We start from the raw sequence: 21,918 nt of genomic DNA, 5'->3' as shown, positions 1-21,918 counted from the left end.
GCGCGCCGGGGGCTCGCGTCGGCGGCGTACGTCAGCGGCACGCGGAAAGTTGTGCGGGAACGGGTCTCAGCGAACGTGCGATGGGTACTGTCTTGACCTATGGAGCATGAGGTGTTCGTTCCGTTTCCCGTCGACACCGTCCGGCTGGCGCTCGCGGAGCCCGCCCGCGTCGCTCGTTGCGTTCCCGGGCTCCAGCAGGACGCCGATGAGGCCGCCGGTCCGCTCGCCGGCCGGCTGCGGCTGCGCATCGGCGGGTCCACCATCACCTATCGCGGCGCGCTGCGCATCGTCCGGCGCGGCGAGGGCTTCGAGGTCGAGGGCGAGGGCGGCGAGGCGCGCGGCAGCGGCTCGGTGAAGCTCGCGCTGACCATCACGCCGAGGCCCGTCGAGGGCGGTACGGAGCTGAACTGCTCCGGGACGGTCCACAGCGACGGACGGCTGGCCGAGTTCGACGACGAGGCGTCCACCACCGTGGCCCGCCGCATGCTGGACCGGTTCGCCGCTGCGCTCACGGCCGGGCTGGAGACGTCCCCGATCAGCGCGCCCACGGAGGACGAGGCCCCCGGTCAGGCGGCCGACGCGACCGCCGAAGAGACCACTGATGCGGCCGCCGACGCGGGTGCGGCCGCCGCCGCTGACGAGACCGGGCTGCCGACCGAGGCCGAGCTTCCGCTGTCGGCCGACGACATGGACATCGAGGACGTCGGCGACCTAGAGGACCTCGACGAGGTGGGCGCCGTCGAGGAGCCCGTCGGCTTCGGCGAGCTCGACGACCTGGACGAGGAGCCCCCGGCCGAGGCCGCCCACGCCCGCCGCACGATGATCGGCCGCTCCACCGAGGAGGTCGACCACGCCCCGCCGCGCGGCCGCTACGCCCCGGTCCCCGCGCCCGAGACCGTCTCCACCAGCGCCACACTGCGCTGGGCCGCGCCCGCCGCGGCCGTCGTGCTCGCATCCGTCGTCGTCGTGGGCCGTCGCGTACTTCGCCGCCGTCGATGAGCCCGGGCGCATAGGCTCGGTGTTTGTGACCACCGAAGACACAACGGAGACCAAGGGCGTACGGCTGACCGCCGGGGACGCCGAGCTGACCGTCTCACCCGAGAACGGCTGCCGTATCGGTTCACTGCGCATCGGCGGTACGGAGCTGCTGCGGCAGGGCCCGCGGTTCGGGTCGTTCCCGATGGTGCCGTGGTGCGGCCGGACCGCTCTCGGCCGGTTCCGCAACGGCGGGCGGACCCACCAACTGCCCATCAACTCCCCGCCGCACGCGATCCACGGGACCGGCCGGAACGTCGCATGGGCCCCCGCCAGCACGGGGCGGTCCAGCGCGGCCTTCACCTACGACCTCGCCGACCCCTGGCCGTACGAGGGCCGGGTCACCCAGAGCTTCGAACTCTCCCCGGACAGCCTGACCGTCACCATGAGCGTGGAGACCGAGGGCGATTCCTTCCCGGCACAGGCGGGCTGGCATCCGTGGTTCCTGCGGAACCTGGGCGACGGCGGCCCCGATGCCGAGATCGCCTTCGACGCCGCATGGCAGGAGGAGCGCGGCGAGGACCACCTCCCCACGGGCCGCCGGATCGCGCCGAAGCCCGGCCCATGGGACGACTGCTTCGGGATGCCGCAGGGGGTGGACGTCACGCTCACCTGGCCCGGCCGGCTCGAACTGAAGGTCACCAGCCGGACGGAGTGGGTGGTGGTCTACGACGAGCAGGCGGAGGCGGTGTGCGTGGAACCGCAGTCCGGCCCGCCCAACGGCCTCAACCTCCTGCCGCGGCTGGTCACCCCCATCGAGCCGTTGGAGATCGCCATGACCTGGAGCTGGCGCACCCTGGCCTGAGGCGGTCGGTCTCACGGCTGAGGCGGTCGGTCTCACGGTACGGAGCGGCTTGGGGGGTTCCGAGGGCCACCGCATAAGCTCATGCGCATGAGCGATGCGCGTGACGCCCTGCTACAGCAGATCAAGGACAAGGCCGTGGTCCACGGCAAGGTGACCCTCTCCTCCGGGCGCGAGGCCGACTACTACATCGACCTGCGCCGGATCACCCTGGACGCCGAGGCCGCGCCGCTGGTCGGGCAGGTCATGCTCGAGACCACGGCCGATCTGGAGTACGACGCGGTGGGCGGGCTGACGCTGGGCGCCGACCCGGTGGCCACGTCCATGCTGCACGCCGCCGCCGCGCGCGGGCGCCGGCTCGACGCCTTCGTGGTCCGCAAGGCGCAGAAGACCCACGGTATGCAGCGGCGGATCGAGGGCCCGGACATCGCGGGCCGCCGGGTGCTGGTGGTCGAGGACACCTCCACCACCGGAGGCTCGCCGCTGACCGCCGTGGAGGCGGCGCGGGAAGCGGGTGCGGAGGTCGTCGCGGTCGCGACGATCGTCGAGCGCGGCGCCGCGCCCGCGATCGCGGACGCCGGGCTGCCGTACCTCCCGGCGTACTCGCTCACCGACCTCGGCCTGAGCTGAATCATGCAGGCTGGGGAGGCGGGAGGTTTCACGTGAAACCACCTACCCCCGTCCGTGTGGTCTCGGCGTGCGCCGTGTGGAGCAATCGGCGGAGTCTGGGATTATGGCCCCGACGATGACGTCGCCCCTAGGTCAGGGCCGAGTACGACTAACCCGCACATACAAGGAGCGGTCAGATGCCCATCGCATCCCCTGAGATCTACAACGAGATGCTCGACCGGGCGAAGGCGGGCAAGTTCGCCTACCCGGCGATCAACGTGACCTCGACGCAGACTCTGCACGCCGCCCTGCGCGGCTTCGCCGAGGCGGAGAGCGACGGCATCGTCCAGATCTCCACCGGTGGTGCCGAGTTCCTGGGTGGCCAGTACAAGAAGGACATGGTGACCGGTGCGGTCGGCCTCGCCGAGCTCGCGCATGTCGTGGCCGAGAAGTACCCGGTCAACATCGCCCTCCACACCGACCACTGCCCGAAGGACAAGCTGGACGGCTATGTCCGTCCGCTGCTCAAGGTCTCGCAGGAGCGCGTCGCCAAGGGCCAGAACCCGCTGTTCCAGTCCCACATGTGGGACGGCTCCGCCGAGACCCTCGCCGACAACCTCGACATCGCGCAGGAGCTGCTCGCCGAGGCGGTCAAGGCGAAGATCATCCTCGAGGTCGAGATCACCCCGACCGGTGGCGAGGAGGACGGCGTCACGCACGAGATCAACGACAAGCTGTACACGACGGTGGACGACGCCCTGCGCACCGCCGAGGCCCTGGGCCTGGGCGACAAGGGCCGCTACCTGCTGGCCGCCTCCTTCGGCAACGTCCACGGCGTCTACAAGCCGGGCAATGTCGTCCTCCGCCCGGAGCTGCTGCGTGATCTCCAGGACGGTGTCGGCGCGAAGTACGGCAAGCAGGACCCGTTCTTCTTCGTCTTCCACGGCGGCTCCGGCTCCACGGAGCAGGAGATCCGCACCGCGCTGGAGAACGGCGTGGTGAAGATGAACCTCGACACGGACACCCAGTACGCCTTCACCCGTCCGATCGCGGACCACATGTTCCGCAACTACGACGGGGTGCTGAAGGTGGATGGCGAGGTCGGCAACAAGAAGACGTACGACCCGCGGAGCTGGGGGAAGCTGGCCGAGGCGGGGATGGCCGAGCGGGTCACCAAGGCTTGTGCGGACCTTCGGTCGACGGGCACGAAGCTGAAGTAGTTCTTCGGCTCGCCCCTTCGGGCCCGGCGCTCGCCTTCCCGGCGGGCTGCCGGGCTCGTTCGCGTTGTGGGCTGGCCCCGGGGGCGCTGCCCGGGGCATGATCCAGGTATGGGCGGCTCCACGCCCGGGGCGGGGCACGCTCCGAGCAATGGTCAGCCGGTACGGCTATCCGTGCCGGATGGGCGGTGGTTGGTGTTCACCACCGTGCTGGGTTCCGCCATGGCCCTGCTCGACAGCACCGTCGTCAATGTCGCCCTGCCGCACATCGGCCTCGATCTGGGCGCCGATCTGCCCGTGCTCCAGTGGACCGTCAACGCCTACATGCTCACCCTCGCCGGGCTGATCCTGCTCGGCGGGGCGCTCGGGGACCGGTTCGGGCGGCGGCGGGTGTTCGTGATCGGGGTGGTGTGGTTCGCGCTGGCCTCACTGGCGTGCGGGCTGGCGCCGAACGCCGGGGTGCTGATCGCCGCGCGGGCGTTCCAGGGCATCGGCGGGGCGCTGCTCACCCCCGGGTCGCTGGCGCTGATCCAGTCGGTGATCCACCCCGATGACCGGGCGCGGGCGATCGGGCTGTGGTCCGGCTTCGGTGGCATCGGGGCGGCGATCGGGCCGTTCCTCGGCGGCTGGCTGGTGGACGGGCCCGGCTGGCGCTGGGTGTTCTTCATCAATGTGCCGCTGGCGGCGGTGTGTGTGCCGGTGGCTTTGCGCCACGTACCGGAGACCCGCGATCCGCAGGCGCGGGGCCGGTTCGACATCCCCGGCGCCGTGCTGGCGGCGGCGGCCCTCGCCCTGGTCACCTATGCCTTGATCGCCGCGCCGCAGAAGGGCGCCTCGCCCGCCGTGGTGGTTCCGGGCGTCGCCGGACTGGTGCTGGGGGCGGTCTTCATCGTCGTGGAGCGGAGGCTGCGCGAGCCGATGCTGCCGCTGTCCATCTTCGCCTCCCGCCAGTTCAGCGCCGTCAATGTGGTGACCCTGTGCGTCTACGCGGCCTTCGGCGGCTTCTTCTTCCTCTCGGTGCTCGACCTCCAGGTGGTGGTGGGCTACTCCGCGCTCGCCGCCGGTACCGCGCTGCTGCCCACGACCACGCTGATGCTGCTGCTGTCGGCCCGTTCGGGGGAGCTGGGCAAGCGCATCGGCCCGCGGATCCCGCTGACCCTCGGCCCGCTGCTGTGCGCGGCGGGGATGCTGCTGATGACCCGGGCCGGGGAGGGGGCGGTGTACTGGCGGGACATCCTGCCCGCGCTGTTGGTGCTGGGCCTGGGCATGGTCGTGGTGGTCGCCCCGCTCACCGCCACCGTCCTGGCCTCGGTGGACGTCGCCCGCGCGGGCCTGGCCAGCGGGGTGAACAACGCGGCGGCGCGGGCGGCCGGGCTGGTCGCGGTGGCGGCGCTGCCGCTGCTCGCGGGGATGGGCCCGGAGGCGTACCGATCGGCGGACGCCTTCTCGAGCACCTTCCGGCGGGCGATGCCGATCTGCGCCGGGGTGCTGGTGCTGGGGGCGATCCTCGCCTGGCGCACGGTGCGCTCGGACGCGCTGGAGCAGGCGGGCGCCGAGGTGGGGGCGGAGCCGGAGCGGGCCGGGGCCGCGGTGCCCGCGCAGGCCGCCGAGGCCGCCGAGGCCGCCGAGGCCGCCGAGGGCGTCGCGCGGGCGGCGGGGCCGCCGTGCCGCCCCGAGTGCGCCTACCACTGCGGGGTGTCCGCGCCGCCCCTGGACCCGGGTGAGCGACGCCCCCGTACCTGACCCGTGCCCTCCCTCATGGCTTGAGCGTGTCGGGTGGGGCCCCGGACCAGGCAGACTGGAACCCATGGCCATTCACGAGAACCTGCTCGGGGGACCGCCCCCGACCCATCTGCCCGACGACCCGGAGCCGCGTGAGCTGCTCGCCTCCGGCGCGGCCCCGGCCGAGGTCGCCGCGAAGTACCCGGCCTCCTCGCTCGCCTGGGCTCAGCTCGCCGACGAGGCGTTCGAGGCCGGCCGGGTGGTCGAGTCCTACGCGTACGCCCGCACCGGCTACCACCGCGGGCTCGACGCCCTGCGCCGCAGTGGCTGGAAGGGCCACGGTCCGGTGCCCTTCGAGCACGAGCCCAACCGGGGCTTCCTGCGCGCCCTGCACGCGCTCGCGCGCGCCGCGCAGTCCATCGGCGAGCAGGAGGAGTACGAGCGCTGCTCGACCTTCCTGCGTGAGAGCTCCCCGACCGCGGCGGACACGCTCTCCTGAATCAGGTCAGCTGATTCAGGTCGCCTGATTCAGATCTCCTGATTCACATCTCCTGATCTCGCCTCCCCTCTCCGGATCCGCTGGGACAGGGCGAGGCGCACCGGGCCTGTGGGGTGTCGTATGCCCCACGGGCCCCTTCCGTACTTGCCGATCGTCCGCGCTGCGCGGATGATGCGGTGCGGGGCCCCTTCGGCTGTGGGCCCCGAGGGGACCGGGGCTCCGAGACCGAAGGGAAGGGGCGGACCGCTACCCGGTAGCGAGCAGTACTCAGGAGATTGCGATGTCGCAGCAGCCTGTCCCTGGCCACGCCGAGTCCGACGCCCCGCATCTGGACTTCGACGGCACCACGCCGTACGAGGACTACGTCCAGGCGTCCGTGCTCACCCACCTCCAGCACCCCCTCTCCGACGACCCCGGCGAGATGGTGTTCCTGGTCACCACCCAGGTCATGGAGTTGTGGTTCACGGTGATCGTCCATGAGTGGCAGACCGCCGCGCAGGCGCTGCGCGAGGACGATCTGCCCACCGCGATGGCCGCGCTCCAGCGCTCGGCCTACGAGCTGGAGTCGCTCAACGCCTCGTGGACGCCGCTGGCCCATCTCACCCCCGGCCAGTTCAACGCGTACCGCTCCGCGCTCGGCGAGGGCTCCGGCTTCCAGTCGGCGATGTACCGGCGGCTGGAGTTCCTGCTCGGCGACAAATCCGCGTCGATGCTCGTCCCGCACCGGGGCGCGCCGCGGGTCCACGCCGAGCTGGAGAAGGCGCTGACCGAGCCCAGCCTCTACGACGAGGTGCTGCGCCATCTCGCGCGGCGCGGCCTCGCCGTCCCGGCCGCGGTGCTGGACCGCGATCCCGCCCTGCGCCATGAACCGGATCCCGGGGTGGAGCGGGTCTGGGAGGAGATCTACTCCGGCCCGCAGGACAGCGAGCTGGTCCGGCTCGGCGAGGCGCTGACCGAGGTCGCCGAGCTGGTGTGGCGCTGGCGCAATGACCACCTGGTGGCGACCCGGCGGGCGATGGGCTCCAAGACCGGCACGGGCGGCTCGGCCGGGGTCGCCTGGCTGGAGAAGCGCGCGGCCAAGAACGTCTTCCCCGAGCTGTGGACGGCGCGTAGCCATGTCTGACGCGACGATTCCCACGACGGAGTCGGCTGGCGCCGAGCCCGGTCCGCGCGGGACCGCTCTGGCCGACGAGGCCGCCGGGCTCGACGCGGCCGACCCGCTGCGCGCCAAGCGCGACGCCTTCACCCTCGACGACACGATCTACCTCGACGGCAACTCACTGGGCGCGCTGCCCCGCGCCGTCCCGCCCCGGCTGGCCGATGTGATCGCCCGCGAATGGGGTGAGCTGCGCATCCGCTCGTGGGAGGAGAGCGGCTGGTGGACCGCGCCGGAGCGGATCGGCGATCGCGTCGGCCGGCTCATCGGCGCCGCCCCCGGCCAAGTCGTGGTGGGTGACTCGACGAGCGTGAACGTCTTCAAAGCGGTCGTCGCGGCCGTAAGGATCGCCCAGGAGCGCGGCGCCCACCGCGATCAGATCCTGGTCGACGAGGCCACCTTCCCCACCGACGGCTACATCGCCGAGTCCGCCGCCCGGATGACCGGCTGCACCGTGCGGCCGGTGGCCGCGGGCGACGTCCCGACCGCCGTCGGCGCGCGCACCGCCGTCGCGCTCGTGAACCATGTGGACTACCGCACCGGCCGCCTCCACGACCTGCCCGGAACCACGGCCGCCGTGCACACGGCGGGCGCGCTCGTGGTGTGGGACCTGTGCCACAGCGCGGGCGCCCTGCCGGTCGGGCTGGACGCCCATGGGGTGGACCTCGCGGTGGGCTGCACCTACAAGTACCTCAACGGCGGGCCCGGGGCGCCCGCGTATCTGTATGTCGCCCAGGCCCATCAGCCGCGCTTCGACTCGCCGCTGCCCGGCTGGAACTCGCACGCCGACCCCTTCGGCATGGCCGCCGCCTACACCCCGGCCGACGGCGCGGTCCGCGGCCGCGTCGGCACCCCGGACATCCTCTCGATGCTGGCGCTGGAGGCCGCGCTCGAGGTGTGGGACGGCGTGACGATCGAGGACGTCCGGGCCAAGAGCCTCGCCCTGACGGACCTCTTCCTCCGCTGCGTCGAGGACTACGTTCCGGCGGGCCGCGTCCGGTCGATCACCCCCGCCGCACACGCCGAGCGCGGCAGCCAGGTGGCGCTGCGGTGCGCGGCGGCGGGGGAGGCCGGGGAGGTGATGGCGGAGCTGGTGCGGCGCGGTGTCGTGGGCGACTTCCGCCGCCCCGATGTGCTGCGCTTCGGTTTCACCCCGCTCTACACGGGCTACGCCGAGGTGGAGCGGGCGGCGCGGGTGCTGGCCGCTGTGCTGAAGGAGGGGTGACCGATGGGCGGCGCGACGGCGGGAGCGGCGGCCGAGGAGACGTCGGTCTTCGGGCTCGCGCCCGTGGACCCGGCCCGGACGGCCGCGTACGGCGAACACCCGGACCAGGTGGTGGACTTCTACCTTCCGCCCGGCGTGGACGGGGCCTCGCTGTCCGGGGCGGGCGGGGCGTCCGCGCCCGGCGTGGACGGGGCCGCCCGCCCCGCCCCGCTGGTCCTCCTCTTCCACGGCGGCGCCTGGCGGGCCCCCTACGACCGCCGCCATGTCTCGCCGTTCGCCGCCTTCCTGGCGGGGCGGGGGCTGGCGGTGGCGTCCGTCGAGTACCGGCGCGGCGGGGCGGACCCCGCGCGGGCGGGGCGGTGGCCGGAGACGTTCGACGACATCGCGGCCGCCGTGGACACCGTGCCGGGCCTCGTCCGGGAACTCGGGCTCCCCGGGGTCGACCCGGACCGGGTGGTGCTCACCGGGCACTCCGCGGGCGGGCACGCGGTGCTGTGGGCGGCGGCCCGGCATCGGCTGCCGTCCGGCACTCCCTGGCATCTGGCCTCCCCCTCCCCGCTCCGCGGTGTCGTCGCCCTCGCCCCCATCGCCGACCTCGCCACGGCCCGTGCGCTGGACGTCTGCTCCGGCGCCGTCGACGAACTCCTCGGCGAAGGCGAAGGCGGTGGCAGGGGCGAAGGCGGTAGCAGGGGCGATGGCGATGGCGGTGGCAGGGGCGCCGTCGGCGGCGATGAACTGACGGTCCGGCTGGGCCTCGCCGACCCGGCCGCGCTGCTGCCCACCGCGATCCCCACCACCGTCGTGCAGGGCGGCACCGACATCGATGTGCCACCGGCGGTCGCGGACGCCTTCGCGAAGGCGTCCGCCCGCGCCGGACAGGACGTACGGCTGATCAGGACCGACGGCGGCCACTTCCCGCCCATCGACCCCACGACCCCCGCCGCGCACACCGTCGCCGAGGAGATCGCCCGCCTGGCGGGGACGGACGCGGCCGCGTAGTACTTGAGACGGACACCGCGCAATCCACATTCCCGGGGACGACGCCGCGGCGCCCGCTCCCTACGGTGGACGGCGTGACTGAGACGATTCCGCGGACCGAACTCCGCACCATCCGCCGGGCGATGTCCGATCTGCGGAAGGACTTGATCACCGACGCCTTCGCCCTCCGCCCCGTGCCACCGCTCGGCGCCACGCATCCGCTGGTGCGCAAGGCGCCGCAGCGGTTCCGGCCGTACGCGCCGTGGCTGCCGCATGCCGCGCTCACGGCCTTCGCCTTCTACCTCATGGCCGTGGCGAACGAACTCGAGGGCGTGGGGACGGCGCTGCTCAGCAGCGTGCCCCTGCTGATCGCGCTCTACCGGCCGATCGGCGCCTGGTGGCTGTCGTTCGGGGGGAGCGTCGTATGGGGTCTGGGCGTCGCCGAGTCGGCCGACGGCAGCATGTGGCCCTGGCCGCCGACCCTCTTCGCCTCCCATATCGCGGTGATGGTGATCGTCGCGTTCCGGAACCCTCCGCGTGTGGCCGGTCAGATGTTGCTGCTCACGGCCGGGTTCGGGTTCGCCTGCGATCTCGCCGTCGACTGGCGGCAGACGAACGCCTTCCCGATGGTCGTCACCTCCTGCGTCATCGTGGGCGCCGTCGTGGCCCGGCGCAGTCTGCGCGAGACCAAGCAGCAGGTCGCCGTGCAGCAGTCGGCCACCCACGAGGAGCGCTCCCGCCGCACCCTGCTGGAGGAGCGCGCGACCATCGCCCGGGAACTGCACGACGTCGTCGCGCACCACATGTCGGTGATCGCCATCCAGGCCGAGGCGGCGCCCTACCGGGTGGCCAATCCGCCCGAGGAGCTGGCCACCAGCTTCGCGACCATCCGCGAGAACGCGGTCGCCGCGCTCACCGAACTCCGCCGCGTCCTCGGGGTCGTACGCGCCGACGACCCCGATGCCTACGCCGACGCCGACCCCGAGGCGCCCCAGCCGACCCTCGCCACCCTCGACACGCTCTTCGCGGGGGTCCGGGCGGCGGGGCTGACCGTCGAGCACATCACCACCGGCGCCGTACGGCCGCTGCCCTCCGGGGTGGAGCTGTCCGCGTACCGGATCGTCCAGGAGGCGCTGTCCAACGCGCTGCGGCACGCGCCCGGCAGCACCGCCCGCGTCGAAGTCGCCTACGTCCTCGGCGGTCTGGGCCTGCGGATCGTCAACGGCCCGCCCACCCAGGCCGTACGGCCCTCGCCGGGCATGGGCCATGGGCTGCTCGGGATGCGGGAGCGGGTGGCCATGCTGAACGGGGAGATGACGGCGGGCGCGGTGGAGGAGGACGGCGGCTACGAGGTCGCGGTCTTCATCCCGGCCGCCGCGGTCCCCGAAGCGGAGGCGTCCGGACCGGAGGCATCGGTGCCGAAGCGGGAGCGCGCGCCGGAGGCATCGGCGCCAAAGCAGGGGCCCGCGCCGGAAGGGGAGACGATGAGGCCATGACCACCGACGCCCCCTCCCTCCCCTCTCCCATCCGCGTACTGATCGCCGACGACCAGGTGATGGTCCGCGAGGGCTTCTCCGTGCTGCTGAACGCCCAGCCCGATATCGAGGTCATCGGTGAGGCGGTCGACGGGCGCCAGGCCATCGCCCAGGTGGCCGCGCTGCGCCCCGATGTCGTCCTGATGGACATCCGGATGCCGGAGGTCAACGGCCTCGAGGCCACCCGCGAGATCGTCGCGGCGGACGCGGACGCCAAGGTGCTCGTCCTGACCACCTTCGACCTGGACGAGTACGTCTACCAGGCGCTGCGCGCCGGAGCGAGCGGCTTCCTGCTCAAGGACGCCTCCGCCCGGCAGCTCGGCGATGCGGTACGCGTCGTCGCGGCGGGCGAGGCGCTGCTCGCCCCGACCGTCACCAAGCGCCTGATCAGCACGTTCTCGCGGATCGGCGAGGCCGCCGGGTTCGGTGGTCCGCTTCCCTCCCCGCGGGGGCGGCTGGCCGAGCTGACCGAGCGGGAGAACGAGGTCCTGGTGCTGGTCGCCCAGGGCTGCTCCAACGCGGAGATCGCCGAACGGCTGATCGTCGCCGAGTCGACGGTGAAGACGCACGTCAGCCGGATCCTGGTGAAGCTGGGGCTGCGCGACCGCACCCAGGCGGCGGTGTTCGCCTACGAGGTCCGCCTGGTGACGCCCGGCGGCTGACCGCGCCTGGTGCGCCCCGAGACCGCCCCTGGAGGCCGGGCGGGCCCGGCGGTACCGTCCGGGGATGAGCAGCAGCGCGGAAGCCCCCGCCTTCGACCCCTGGCGGCCGTCGTTCGTCGCGGACCCGTACCCGGCCTACGCCGAGCTGCGCGAGCGCGGCCGGGCGCACTGGTTCGAGCCCTCCCGTCAGTGGCTGATCCCGCGGCACGCGGATGTCGGCGCCCTGCTGCGGGACCGCAGGCTCGGCCGCACCTACCTCCACCGCTTCGGCCATGAGGAGTTCGGCCGCACCGCGCCGCCGCCCGAGCACGAACCGTTCCACACCCTCAACGACCACGGCATGCTCGACCTGGAACCGCCGGATCACACCCGGCTGCGCCGGCTCGTCTCCAAGGCGTTCACCCCGCGGACGGTCGAGGCGCTGGTGCCGACGATCCAGCGGCTCGCGGAGGAACTCGTGGACTCCCTCGTCGCCGCGGGCGGCGGCGATCTCATCGAGACGGTCGCCGAACCGCTGCCGGTCGCCGTGATCGCCGAGATGCTGGGCATTCCGCCCGCCGACCGCCCCGCCCTGCGGCCCTGGTCGGCCGATATCTGCGGGATGTACGAGCTGAGCCCGGGCGAGGACACGGCGCGCCGGGCCGTGCGGGCGTCCATCGAATTCTCCGCGTATCTGCGCGAGTTGATCGAGGCGCGCCGCACGGCCCCGGGGGACGATCTGATCAGCGGGCTCATCGCCGCGCACGACGAGGGCGACCGGCTCACCGAGCAGGAGATGATCTCCACCTGTGTGCTGCTGCTCAACGCGGGCCACGAGGCCACGGTCAACACCACCGGGAACGGCTGGTGGGCGCTCTTCCGCCACCCCGAACAGCTCGCCCGGCTCCGCGCGGACCCCGACGCGCTGCTGCCCACCGCCGTGGACGAGCTGCTGCGCTACGACACCCCGCTCCAGCTCTTCGAGCGGTGGGTGCTGGAGGACATCGAGGTCGGCGGCACGGTCATCCCACGCGGCAGCGAGGTGGCGCTGCTGTTCGGCTCGGCCAACCGCGACCCGGCCCGTTTCGACCGCCCGGACACCCTCGATCTCTCCCGCACCGACAACCCCCACATCAGCTTCGGCGCCGGGATCCACTACTGCCTGGGCGCCCCACTGGCCCGTCTGGAGCTGATCGCCTCCTTCGGCGCCCTGCTCCGCAAGGCGCCCGGGCTGCGGCTGGTCAAGGAGCCGGAGCGGGGGACGAACTTCGTCATCCGCGGGCTGCGGGAGCTCCGGGTCGAGCTCTGAGCGGAGCCCGCGGAGGCGGTCGGAACAAACGAGCCCCCTGTTGTCCACAGCCTGTGGACAACAGGGGGCGGTTGCCGGGGTGTGGTGGGCCGACGGGGGTCAGCCGCCGATGTCACGGCGGCGCATACCCACCAGGCCTCCGGCGGAGAGAACGATCGAGAGGAGCAGCAGCCACAGGAACGGGGCGGCCGTCACCTCGTCGCCCGGCAGCTTCGGCAGATGGCTGAAGGGCGAGGTGTCCATGACGGAGTCGGACAGCTCCAGCGCCGGGCCCATCCAGCCCAGGGCGACCACCCAGCCGACGAACGCCCAGGCCGCGGCCGAGTACTTCGGCACCACGCCCACGAGGAAGAGCGTCACGCTGGTGAGCACCCACACCGCCGGGAGCTGGGAGAGGGTGGCACCGAGGCAGCGGGGGAGCTGGTCGGCCAGATCGCCCGCCGCGACGCCGTAGCCCAGCCCCAGCGCCAGACCGCCGATCGCCAGGATGACGACCGGGCCGAGGTACGCGATGACCAGGTGGCTCCCGGCCCAGCGCAGCCGGCCGACGGCGTTGGCCAGCAGGGGCTCCGCGCGCTGGTCGGTCTCCTCGCTGCGCAGCCGCAGCACGGAGGTGGTGGTGTAGACGGTGAGGATGGTGCCGAGGACGCCGACCATGGCGGCCAGGAACGCGTCGTTGAGCCCCTGGGCGCCGCCCATCCGCTGGATGATGTCGCGGGTCTTGTCGCTGTCGCCCAGGAAGTCGTTGGCACCGTCGGAGATGCCGCCGAAGATGGCGCCCGCGAAGACGAAGCCCGCGGCCCACCCGAGCAGGGCACCGCGCTGGAGCCGCCAGCCCAGGCCGTAGACCCCGTTCAGCAGCGGGCCGGCGGCCGGCGGGCCGGGGCGGGTGGCGTAGAAGCTGGCGCCCACGTCGCGACGTCCGGCGAGGGAGTAGGCGAGGGCGATCGAGGCTGCGGCGAGCACGGCGATCAGCAGCAGCGGCCACCAGCGCTCGTCCGCGTACGGCCGGGCGTACTCGGCCCAGCCCAGCGGCGAGAGCCAGACCAGCACATGGCCGGAGCCCTTGCTGCCGTCCTCGGCGGCGTCACCCGCCATGCGCAGCACGAAGGCGACGCCGACCGCGGCGGAGCTCAGGCCCCGGGCCAGCCGTGCGTTCTCGGTGAGCTGGGCGGCGACGGCGGCCAGACCGCCGAAGGCCATACCGGAGAGGCCGACGGCGAGGCCGAGGGCCAGCGCGCCGGTGCCGCCCTGGCCCGCGAGACTGCCCGCGATGAGCAGGGTCACCGCGCCGTTGGCGATGGCCACGGCGAGCAGGGCCGAGGTGAGCCCCGCGCGGCGGCCGACCATGCCGGCGGAGAGCGCCTCCTGGCGGCCGGTCTCCTCCTCCTCGCGGGTGTGCCGGATCACGATGAGCAGGCTCATGATCGCGGCGAACACGGTGAGGAAGGCGCCCACGCGCCAGACGGTGAGCGCGCCGAGCGTGTCGTCGAAGGCGGCGCCGAACAGGGCCCGGGTCGAGCCGTTCCCGTTCATGTCCTCGACGAGGCTGGCGCGCCGGGCCGGGGTGTCGTACGCGCTCTTCAGACGGCCGACGGTGCTGCTGGCCGTGAGCCCCAGGCACAGCACCCACACCGGCATCATGATCCGGTCGCGGCGCAGGGCGAGCCGCAGCAGCGTGCCCGTGCCCGCCAGATCGTGGGCCGATCCGCGGGCGCGGGGGGAGACCCGGGCGTCGGCTACGGCGGTCATCGGGCGATCGCCTCGGCTTCCGTGCGCGTGATGTCGTCCTGGTAGTGGCGCAGGAAGAGCTCTTCCAGGGTGGGCGGGGTGGAGATGAGGCTGCGCACCCCGACCTGGGTGAGCTGCCGCAGCACGGCGTCCATCTTGTCGGAGTCGACCTGGAGCTTGACCTGGCTGCCCTGGATGTCCACGTTGTGCACACCGGGGAGGCCGGACAGGCCGTTGGGCTCGCCGGCGAGCTCGGCGGTCACCGACGTACGGGTCAGATGGCGCAGCTCGGTGAGGGTGCCGGACTCCACCCGCCGGCCCTTGCGGATGATGCTCACCCGCCGGCAGAGCGCCTCGACCTCGCTGAGGATGTGGCTGGAGAGCAGCACCGTACGACCGCGGTCGCGCTCCTCGGCGACGCACTCGCGGAAGACCTCCTCCATGAGCGGGTCGAGCCCGGAGGTCGGCTCGTCGAGGATCAGCAGCTCCACTTCGGATGCGAACGCGGCGACCAGGGCGACCTTCTGGCGATTGCCCTTGGAGTACGTACGGCCCTTCTTGGTGGGGTCGAGCTCGAATCGCTCCAGGAGCTCGGCGCGGCGTGCGGTGTCCAGCCCGCCGCGCAGCCGCCCGTACAGGTCGATGACCTCTCCACCGCTCAGGTTGCGCCACAGGGTGACGTCTCCGGGGACGTACGCGATGTGGCGGTGGAGGTCGACCGCGTCGTGCCAGGGGTCCTTGCCCAGCATCTGCACCGCGCCGGAGTCGGCGCGGAGCAGCCCGAGGAGGACTCGGATGGTCGTGGACTTCCCGGCGCCGTTGGGCCCAAGGAAGCCATGGACCTCACCTGCCTCGACTTCGAGGTCGAGGCCGTCCAACGCGTGGGTCCGGCCGAAGGACTTGTGGAGGCCGGACACGGAGATTGCCGTTTTCATGATTTCGAAGCTACGCTAGTTTCACAAATTTGTGAAGTTAAGGAACCATATAAACTTATGATGATGTGACGAAGAGAGGAGATGATGAAGCGGTGAGGGAGACGATCGAACCGGGGGGCGCGCCCGATCACACGCGCGGTGAAGCGGCGCGTGACGAGGCGGCGGTGTCCAGGTTCGTCGAGCGGTTCGCGGCCGATCTGGCCGAGGCCGGGATGCAGCGCATGGCGGCGCGGGTCTTCGCGGCGCTCCTCGTCTCCGACTCCGGGGCACTCACCTCGGCGGAGCTCGCCGAGCGGCTGCGGATCAGCCCGGCCGCGGTCTCGGGCGCGATCCGCTATCTGTCCCAGGTGGACATGGTGGTGCGGGAGCGCGAGCCGGGCTCCCGCCGCGATCGCTACCGGCTCTACAACGAGGTCTGGTACGAGACGCTGACCCGCCGCGACCAGGTGGTCGCCCGCTGGGAGAGCACCATGCGCGACGGCGCGAAGGTGCTCGGCCCCAGCACCCCGGCGGGGCTGCGGATCACCGAGACCGCCGACTTCTTCGAGTTCGTGCAGCGGGAGCTGCCCAAGATGCTCGAGCGCTGGCGCGCCCAGCAGGCCGAGCGCCGTGCCGCCGAGGCCGCCGAGGCCGCCGAGGCCGAAGCGGGCTGACGACCCACCGTGCGCCCCGCCCCGCCCGGCCCGGGGCGGCGCGAGTGGGGCTCAAGGGCGGTGGGGGAGCATCAGGCTCCAGGCCTCGGCCAGGACCGTCCAGGTGCGGCTGCGGACCGGGCCGCGGATCAGCGCGTCCGCGTGGTAGCGGAAGTCCGGTCCGGAGACGGTGACGGCCCGGGCCCGGGTGCGCAGGGGGCTGCCCGCCGCATGGGGGTGGACCACGACCTCGGCCAGCCCGCCGCCCGGCGCGGCAGTCGAGACCGAGACCCGCTCCACCGGCCGGTCCAGATCGCGCAGCAGCACCCCGTCCGCCTCGATCCGCAGCCGCTGCGGCGGTGGATGCGCCGGCCGCCGGGCGCCGCCCGCCAGGCCGATCACCGGGAGCGAGAGCAGCGTCAGCGCGGTGCGGGCGGTGCGGGCCGCCGGGCTCCACCACGGCCGGTGGCCGTCGCCCTCGCCGCCGGGGCCCTCCCGGCCGTGGCCGGGCGGGCCCGTGCCGTCCCGGCCGCCCTCGCCGTCCTCGGCCCGGCGGCGGTCCTGGACGCAGGGGTCGCAGCCGCAGTCCCGGCCCCTCGCCCCGTCCCCGTGCGGGCCCGGGCCGTGCCCGTCCGTCCCGTCCGTCCCGTCCGTCCCTTCCGGTCCGGCCGCCGCGCCGCAGCCGCCCGGCATCCCGTCGTGCGCACCGTGCGGAGTGAGCCCGGAGGAGATCCGCAGACCGCCGAGCACCACCCCGCCGCTCTCGTCCACCAGCAGGTCACGCGGGCGCGCGGTCCCGTCGAGGACCGTACGGGCCGCGGCGACCGCGTCCGTCGGCACCCCGAGCGAATGGGCCAGGGCGACCGTGGCGGAACCGCCGACCGGGACCACCGACAGCGCGGCGTCCGCCAGCTCCCGCCGCCGGTGCAGCAGCTCCACCATCCGCAGCAGGGCGCGGTCGTCGCCCACCAGCACCGGCCGCCGGGCGCCCCGGCGGGCCAGCGCCCGCTCGACCTCCTCGGGGCCGTCCGGCAGGCAGATTTTCGTCTGCGCGCCCGCACACAGCACATCCTTCGCGATCCGCACCGACTCCCCGTCCGTGCGGCGGGCGTTGGGGTCGATGACCATGAGCAGCGGGCGCCCCCGGGCGGTGTCCGGCGCAGGGGGCCGGGGATCTGGAGCCGACACCTCGGTCCTTCCTCAGGTAATCTCTCGGTGCAAGAGCCCCTGTCGCTGTTGCGCCAGGGGCTTCGTCTATCCGGGGCACCGGTTCGACGGCTCTTGTGGTGGCGCGCGTCACCATGCACGTTGGACATGCCCCGCCCGGAAGGGGTGTACGCCTGTGCCCGCACTTGTGCTGCTCGGTGCTCAGTGGGGTGACGAGGGCAAGGGAAAGGCCACCGATCTGCTCGGTGGTTCCGTGGACTACGTAGTGCGCTACCAGGGCGGTAACAACGCGGGCCACACGGTGGTGGTCGGCGATCAGAAGTACGCGCTGCACCTCCTCCCGTCCGGAATCCTCTCGCCCGGGTGTACCCCGGTCATCGGCAACGGCGTCGTCGTGGATCCCGCGGTCCTGCTCTCCGAGCTGAGCGGGCTCGCCGACCGCGGCGTCGACACGTCCAAGCTGCTGATCAGCGGTAACGCCCATCTGATCACGCCGTATCACACGACCCTCGACAAGGTGTCGGAACGATTCCTCGGCAAGCGGAAGATCGGCACCACCGGCCGCGGCATCGGCCCGGCCTACGCGGACAAGATCAACCGGGTGGGCATCCGGGTCCAGGACCTCTTCGACGAGTCGATCCTGCGGCAGAAGGTCGAGGCGGCCCTGGACTACAAGAACCAGGTGCTGGCCAAGCTCTACAACCGCCGCGCCATCGCGGTCGACCAGGTCGTCGAGGAGCTGCTGGGCTACGCGGACCGGCTCAGCGGCTATGTCGCCGACACCACCCTGCTGCTCAACAACGCCATCGACCAGGGCCAGGTCGTGCTCTTCGAGGGCGGGCAGGGCACCCTGCTCGACGTCGACCACGGCACGTACCCCTTCGTCACCTCCTCCAACCCGACCGCGGGCGGCGCCTGCACCGGCACCGGAGTCGGCCCGACGAAGATCAACCGCGTGATCGGCATCCTCAAGGCATACACCACCCGCGTCGGCGCGGGCCCGTTCCCCACCGAGCTCCTCGACGAGGACGGCGAGAAGCTGCGCACGATCGGCGGCGAGCGCGGTGTGACCACCGGGCGCGACCGGCGCTGCGGCTGGTTCGACGCGGTCATCGCGCGCTACGCGACCCGGGTCAACGGCCTGACCGACTTCTTCCTCACCAAGCTGGACGTGCTCACCGGCTGGGAGCGGATCCCGGTGTGCGTGGCGTACGAGATCGACGGCAAGCGCGTCGAGGAGCTGCCGTACAGCCAGACCGACTTCCACCACGCCAAGCCGATCTACGAGACGCTGCCGGGCTGGTCGGAGGACATCACCCAGGCCAAGACCTTCGACGAGCTGCCGAAGAACGCGCAGAAGTACGTCCAGGCGCTCGAGGAGATGTCGGGCGCCCCGATCTCGGCGATCGGGGTCGGCCCGGGCCGTGACGAGACCATCCAGATCAACTCGTTCCTCTGACCTCTGACCCCTCGGCGGGAGCGCGGCCCGCGCGCCGGCGTGACTACGCCGCGGGCGGGCCGGACGCTTCGCCTACGCCGCGGGCGGCCCGAACACCCCGGCGGGCTGCTGCGGCTGACCGACGGGCCGCGCGGCCCGCTGCTCCTGCATCTTGGTGATCCGCCGCACCACGGCGATGGCCAGCAGCGCGGTCAGGATGCCGATCGAGTCGTCGATGACGCTGATGATGACGCTGGGCCGCTGATCCCGGACGTTGTCGCCGACGATCTCGCTGATCCCGTTCACCGGGAACATCAGGAACATCATCACGAAGAACGTCCACCACCAGTGCAACACCGCGCGGCCGCCGCGTCCGGGCCCCGGCGGGGTGCTGGAGGTCCAGACGTCGTTGGCGATCTGCTTGGGCAGCCACAGCTGGGCGATCGGGATGAACCAGGCGCCCACGGAGTAGCCGCTGCCGAACCGCTGCCGCCCGGGGTTGAGCACCGTGGAGTTGATGTAGGCGGTCCGGAACCAGACCAGCCACAGCACGACGAGCACGAGCGCGGCGACACCGGTGCCGCTGTCCATCGCCTCGACATCGCTCCGCTTGGCGTGGAGATCGCCGGTGACCACGCCGGCGTCCTGGGCGAAGTACGCGTCGAGCAGCGAGATGTTCAGCGCCATGTCGAGGAGCGTCAGCACCAGCCAGATGCCGAACATGCTCATCAAGGCGGTGGCCAGACCACGGATCGGCCTCATCCTCGTGCCCGGCGCGGGGTAGCCCATCGGCGACTGATAGCCCTGCCAGGGCTGGGTGGCGGGCTGGGACATCTGGTACGCGGGACCACCGGACGCGTGGGCGTGGGGGGTCGCGTACGCGGACGGCGTCGGCGTGCCGTACGCGGAGGGGCCGGGCGGGGTGTGCGCGGCGGCCTGGGGGTGTCCGTACGCCGACGGGCCCTGCTGCGGCGCCACGGCGTCCGGCTGCGCGTTCTCGGCCTCGACCTCCAGCAGCTGGAGCGCGTCCCGCCCCAGCCGGGCGAGCAGTCCGCCCGGCAGCCAGGGCTCGCCGTCATCGGCCGGCGGCTGGGTGGCGGCCACCAGCTCGTCCACCGACGGCCGCTTGGCCGGGTCCTTGTCCAGGCACGCGGTGACCAGCCCGCGCGCCCCGTCGGGGAGCCCCACCAGATCGGGCTCCTCCTGGGCTATTCGGTACATCAGCGCGTGGATGCCGCTGTCCAGGTTGCCGAAGGGCTGACGTCCGGTGGCGGCGAAGGCGAGCACCGAGCCGAGGCAGAAGACATCGCTCGCGGCGGTGACCGGCTCACCCCGCACCTGCTCGGGCGACATGAACCCGGGCGAGCCGACGACCGCGCCGGTCATCGTCAGATTGCCACCCGTGGTGGTGCCCACGGCGTCCAGGGCGCGCGCGATGCCGAAGTCGATGACGCGCGGACCGTCGATGGTGACGAGGATGTTGGACGGCTTGAGGTCGCGGTGGACCAGCCCGGCGCCGTGGATGTCACGCAGCGCGAGGGCCAGGCCGTTCGCCAGGATCCGCAGCGAGCGCTCGGGCAGCGCCCCGAAGTCCTCGGCGACGACGCTGTGCAGGGACGGACCGCCGATGTAGCCGGTGGCCACCCACGGCACCTCGGCGTCGGTGTCGGCGTCGAGGACGGGCGCGGTCCACTGCCCGCCGACCCGTCTGGCCGCCTCCACCTCCCGCTTGAAGCGGCCGCGGAAGTCGGCCTGGCGTGCGAGTTCGGCCTGTACGAGCTTCACCGCTACGGTGCGGCCGCGGGCGGAGCGGGCGAGGTAGACCCGGCCCATTCCGCCCTCGCCCAGCTTGCCGAGCAGCCGGTACTCGCCGATCCACCGCGGGTCCTGGGCCCCGAGGTTCTCCATCGCGGTGTGGCTCCTGTCCCTGTGCCGATAGTCCCTCTGCCGATCGGCCGATCAGTCGAGGCGGGTGAACGTCTGTGTCATCGTCTCATCGCTGTAATCGTCCGGGTCGTCATATTCGACACGCAGCTTGTCATGTCCGGAAGATGTGAACGTGAGTGACGTGCCGGGGCCGCAGAGATTCTTGGGGGTGCCCCCGGTGAACTTGGAGGGGCTGACGACCAGTCCCTTCTCCACCGAGGCCAGGATCCGGTCCCCCTCGCAGTGGTACTTCTTGCTGTCCGCGACCTCCTGAGCCACCACGGAGCCGATCGCGCCCTGCTTGATGGTGACCTTCAGCGTGGCGTCGGGCTTCCCGAACGCGTCCTTGGCCAGCCAAGTGCCCACGTACCCGGAGGGGATCGGCTTGCCGCCGCTCTTGGAGGGGCGCAGCGTCGCCTCGGAGGAGCCGTCCGTGGTGCTCCAGGCGAGGGTGCCGTCGTTGCCTATCCGCAGCGTCTGCTCGCCGATCGCGCTGCAACTGTCCTCGGGGATGCTGGTGGCCACGTCCTCGTCCTCGATGAGGAGCAGGCTGTCCACCGACTTGAGCTTGGCGGAGTCCTGGCAGAACGAGTCCGAGTCGGAGGTCAGGGTCTCGGCGACGACCGAGCCGACCGGCCCCTGCGAGAGCACGACCCGGCGGATCTTGCCGGTCGACTCGCCGCTCTCCTTGATCTCGCCCTCCCAGGCGCCCAGGTACTCGGTGGGCACGTCGCCGGACGTCTCCAGCTTGGTCGCGGACGGATCGGGGCCGTCCGAACTCCCGGTGGGCGCCTTGGAGTTGGCGCCACCGGGGCTGTTGGGCGGGGTGTGGGTCATCTTGTCGTAGTCGGTCTTGGCCTTGTCGCCCTTGTCGTCGTTCCCGTTGACCACGACGAGGGCGGCGACCCCGGCTATGAGGGCGGTGGCGATGGCGGCGGACACGACGATGAGCGTCTTACGGCGCCGTCGGTTGGGCTTCGGGGGCGTCTGCGGCGATCCGCCCCCGGGTCCGCCCGGCGCTCCTGACCCGCCCGGCCCACTCGGTCCGCCCGGCCCACTCGGTCCGCCCGGCCCGCCCGGCCCGCTCGGTCCGCCGAACCCGGCGGAAGGCGACCCGGCAGCCCCGAACGAGGTGACCGCGGGCGGCCCGAAGCCGTGCGACGGCGTCGGCGGCTCGCCCTCCGCACCCGCCTGGCCCGCCTGCGGCGGGGTGGCGTGCGCCGGGTAGCCGTACGCCCCGGGGGCGTAGGGGCCGCCGGAGGCGGGCGAGTTGGGAGCGGCGGGACCGGGGCCCGCCTGCGACGGGGTGGCGTTTCCGGGCGCGCCGTGGCCGGGCGCGCCGTGGCCGGGCGCGCCGTGGC

The 21,918-nt window shown here is 72.7% G+C and carries 18 protein-coding genes and 1 pseudogene; 14 read left to right on the top strand and 5 right to left on the bottom strand.

The features are described from left to right. Nucleotides 1-99: 99 nt before the first annotated feature. From ABD329_RS14405 to ABD329_RS14350, 12 genes are all read left to right on the top strand, one after another. Nucleotides 100-999 (top strand): SRPBCC domain-containing protein, encoded by a 900-nt coding sequence (locus tag ABD329_RS14405; protein ID WP_198279140.1) that lies wholly within the window; start codon nucleotides 100-102, stop codon nucleotides 997-999. Nucleotides 1,000-1,024: 25 nt separating this feature from the next. After that, a complete protein-coding gene (locus ABD329_RS14400) occupies nucleotides 1,025-1,840 on the top strand; it encodes an aldose epimerase family protein (protein WP_198279141.1) in 816 nt (271 codons plus the stop codon). A gap of 81 nt (nucleotides 1,841-1,921) precedes the next feature. Next, on the top strand, nucleotides 1,922-2,467 hold the full coding sequence (pyrE, locus tag ABD329_RS14395) for an orotate phosphoribosyltransferase (RefSeq protein WP_198279142.1): 546 nt from the start codon (nucleotides 1,922-1,924) through the stop codon (nucleotides 2,465-2,467). A 176-nt stretch (nucleotides 2,468-2,643) separates the two neighbouring features. After that, entirely contained in the window at nucleotides 2,644-3,666 is a 1,023-nt protein-coding gene (gene fbaA / locus ABD329_RS14390) for a class II fructose-bisphosphate aldolase (protein WP_198279143.1), read from the top strand. 108 nt (nucleotides 3,667-3,774) lie between these two features. After that, a complete protein-coding gene (locus tag ABD329_RS14385) occupies nucleotides 3,775-5,406 on the top strand; it encodes an MFS transporter (protein WP_344316422.1) in 1,632 nt (543 codons plus the stop codon). Between the two features lie 64 nt (nucleotides 5,407-5,470). Continuing rightward, nucleotides 5,471-5,884: a DUF3151 domain-containing protein gene (locus tag ABD329_RS14380; protein WP_014178261.1), complete on the top strand. Its 414-nt coding sequence runs from the start codon at nucleotides 5,471-5,473 to the stop codon at nucleotides 5,882-5,884. A 280-nt stretch (nucleotides 5,885-6,164) separates the two neighbouring features. Continuing rightward, complete coding sequence (locus ABD329_RS14375; RefSeq protein ID WP_198279145.1) at nucleotides 6,165-7,007, top strand: tryptophan 2,3-dioxygenase family protein; 843 nt, start codon at nucleotides 6,165-6,167, stop codon at nucleotides 7,005-7,007. Next, complete coding sequence (kynU, locus tag ABD329_RS14370) at nucleotides 7,000-8,265, top strand: kynureninase (protein WP_198279146.1); 1,266 nt, start codon at nucleotides 7,000-7,002, stop codon at nucleotides 8,263-8,265. Before ABD329_RS14375 ends, kynU begins: the two co-directional genes overlap by 8 nt. Before the next feature lie 3 nt (nucleotides 8,266-8,268). After that, nucleotides 8,269-9,264, top strand: a complete 996-nt coding sequence (locus ABD329_RS14365; protein ID WP_344316420.1) for an alpha/beta hydrolase — start codon at nucleotides 8,269-8,271, stop codon at nucleotides 9,262-9,264. A gap of 65 nt (nucleotides 9,265-9,329) precedes the next feature. Next, nucleotides 9,330-10,739, top strand: a complete 1,410-nt coding sequence (locus ABD329_RS14360; RefSeq protein WP_309142820.1) for a sensor histidine kinase — start codon at nucleotides 9,330-9,332, stop codon at nucleotides 10,737-10,739. Next, nucleotides 10,736-11,440 carry a response regulator gene (locus tag ABD329_RS14355; protein WP_198279256.1) on the top strand — a complete coding sequence of 235 codons (705 nt, stop codon included), beginning with the start codon at nucleotides 10,736-10,738 and terminating at the stop codon, nucleotides 11,438-11,440. Before ABD329_RS14360 ends, ABD329_RS14355 begins: the two co-directional genes overlap by 4 nt. A 64-nt stretch (nucleotides 11,441-11,504) precedes the next feature. Continuing rightward, nucleotides 11,505-12,728 (top strand): cytochrome P450, encoded by a 1,224-nt coding sequence (locus tag ABD329_RS14350; protein WP_198279255.1) that lies wholly within the window; start codon nucleotides 11,505-11,507, stop codon nucleotides 12,726-12,728. 99 nt (nucleotides 12,729-12,827) lie between these two features. On the opposite strand, the gene ABD329_RS14345 is transcribed toward ABD329_RS14350, so the two are convergent. Then, nucleotides 12,828-14,480 carry an ABC transporter permease gene (locus ABD329_RS14345; protein ID WP_198279254.1) on the bottom strand — a complete coding sequence of 551 codons (1,653 nt, stop codon included), beginning with the start codon at nucleotides 14,478-14,480 and terminating at the stop codon, nucleotides 12,828-12,830. After that, nucleotides 14,477-15,394, bottom strand: a complete 918-nt coding sequence (locus ABD329_RS14340) for an ABC transporter ATP-binding protein (protein WP_044572200.1) — start codon at nucleotides 15,392-15,394, stop codon at nucleotides 14,477-14,479. The genes ABD329_RS14345 and ABD329_RS14340 overlap by 4 nt, the downstream gene beginning before the upstream one ends. 92 nt (nucleotides 15,395-15,486) lie before the next feature. Here ABD329_RS14340 and ABD329_RS14335 point away from each other — a divergent pair, with 92 nt between their 5' ends. Further along, nucleotides 15,487-16,047 (top strand): MarR family transcriptional regulator, encoded by a 561-nt coding sequence (locus ABD329_RS14335; RefSeq protein WP_198279253.1) that lies wholly within the window; start codon nucleotides 15,487-15,489, stop codon nucleotides 16,045-16,047. 51 nt (nucleotides 16,048-16,098) lie between these two features. On the opposite strand, the gene ABD329_RS14330 is transcribed toward ABD329_RS14335, so the two are convergent. After that, entirely contained in the window at nucleotides 16,099-17,154 is a 1,056-nt protein-coding gene (locus ABD329_RS14330) for a hypothetical protein (protein WP_344316473.1), read from the bottom strand. A gap of 214 nt (nucleotides 17,155-17,368) precedes the next feature. On the opposite strand from ABD329_RS14330, the gene ABD329_RS14325 reads away from it, so the two are divergent. Then, the gene (locus ABD329_RS14325; protein WP_198279252.1) at nucleotides 17,369-18,652 is read left to right on the top strand and encodes an adenylosuccinate synthase; all 1,284 of its coding nucleotides are present in this window, start codon (nucleotides 17,369-17,371) and stop codon (nucleotides 18,650-18,652) included. A gap of 72 nt (nucleotides 18,653-18,724) precedes the next feature. Here ABD329_RS14325 and ABD329_RS14320 read toward each other — a convergent pair whose 3' ends face one another. Together ABD329_RS14320 and ABD329_RS14315 are read right to left on the bottom strand one after the other, a co-directional pair. After that, nucleotides 18,725-20,539, bottom strand: a complete 1,815-nt coding sequence (locus ABD329_RS14320; RefSeq protein ID WP_344316418.1) for a protein kinase domain-containing protein — start codon at nucleotides 20,537-20,539, stop codon at nucleotides 18,725-18,727. A 51-nt stretch (nucleotides 20,540-20,590) separates the two neighbouring features. After that, a pseudogene (locus ABD329_RS14315) lies at nucleotides 20,591-21,918 on the bottom strand (hypothetical protein); the annotation flags it as partial.

It is taken from the genome of Streptomyces javensis (assembly GCF_039525925.1).
Classification (GTDB): domain Bacteria; phylum Actinomycetota; class Actinomycetes; order Streptomycetales; family Streptomycetaceae; genus Streptomyces; species Streptomyces asiaticus.
This window is presented reverse-complemented; position numbering and strand designations above follow the sequence as displayed.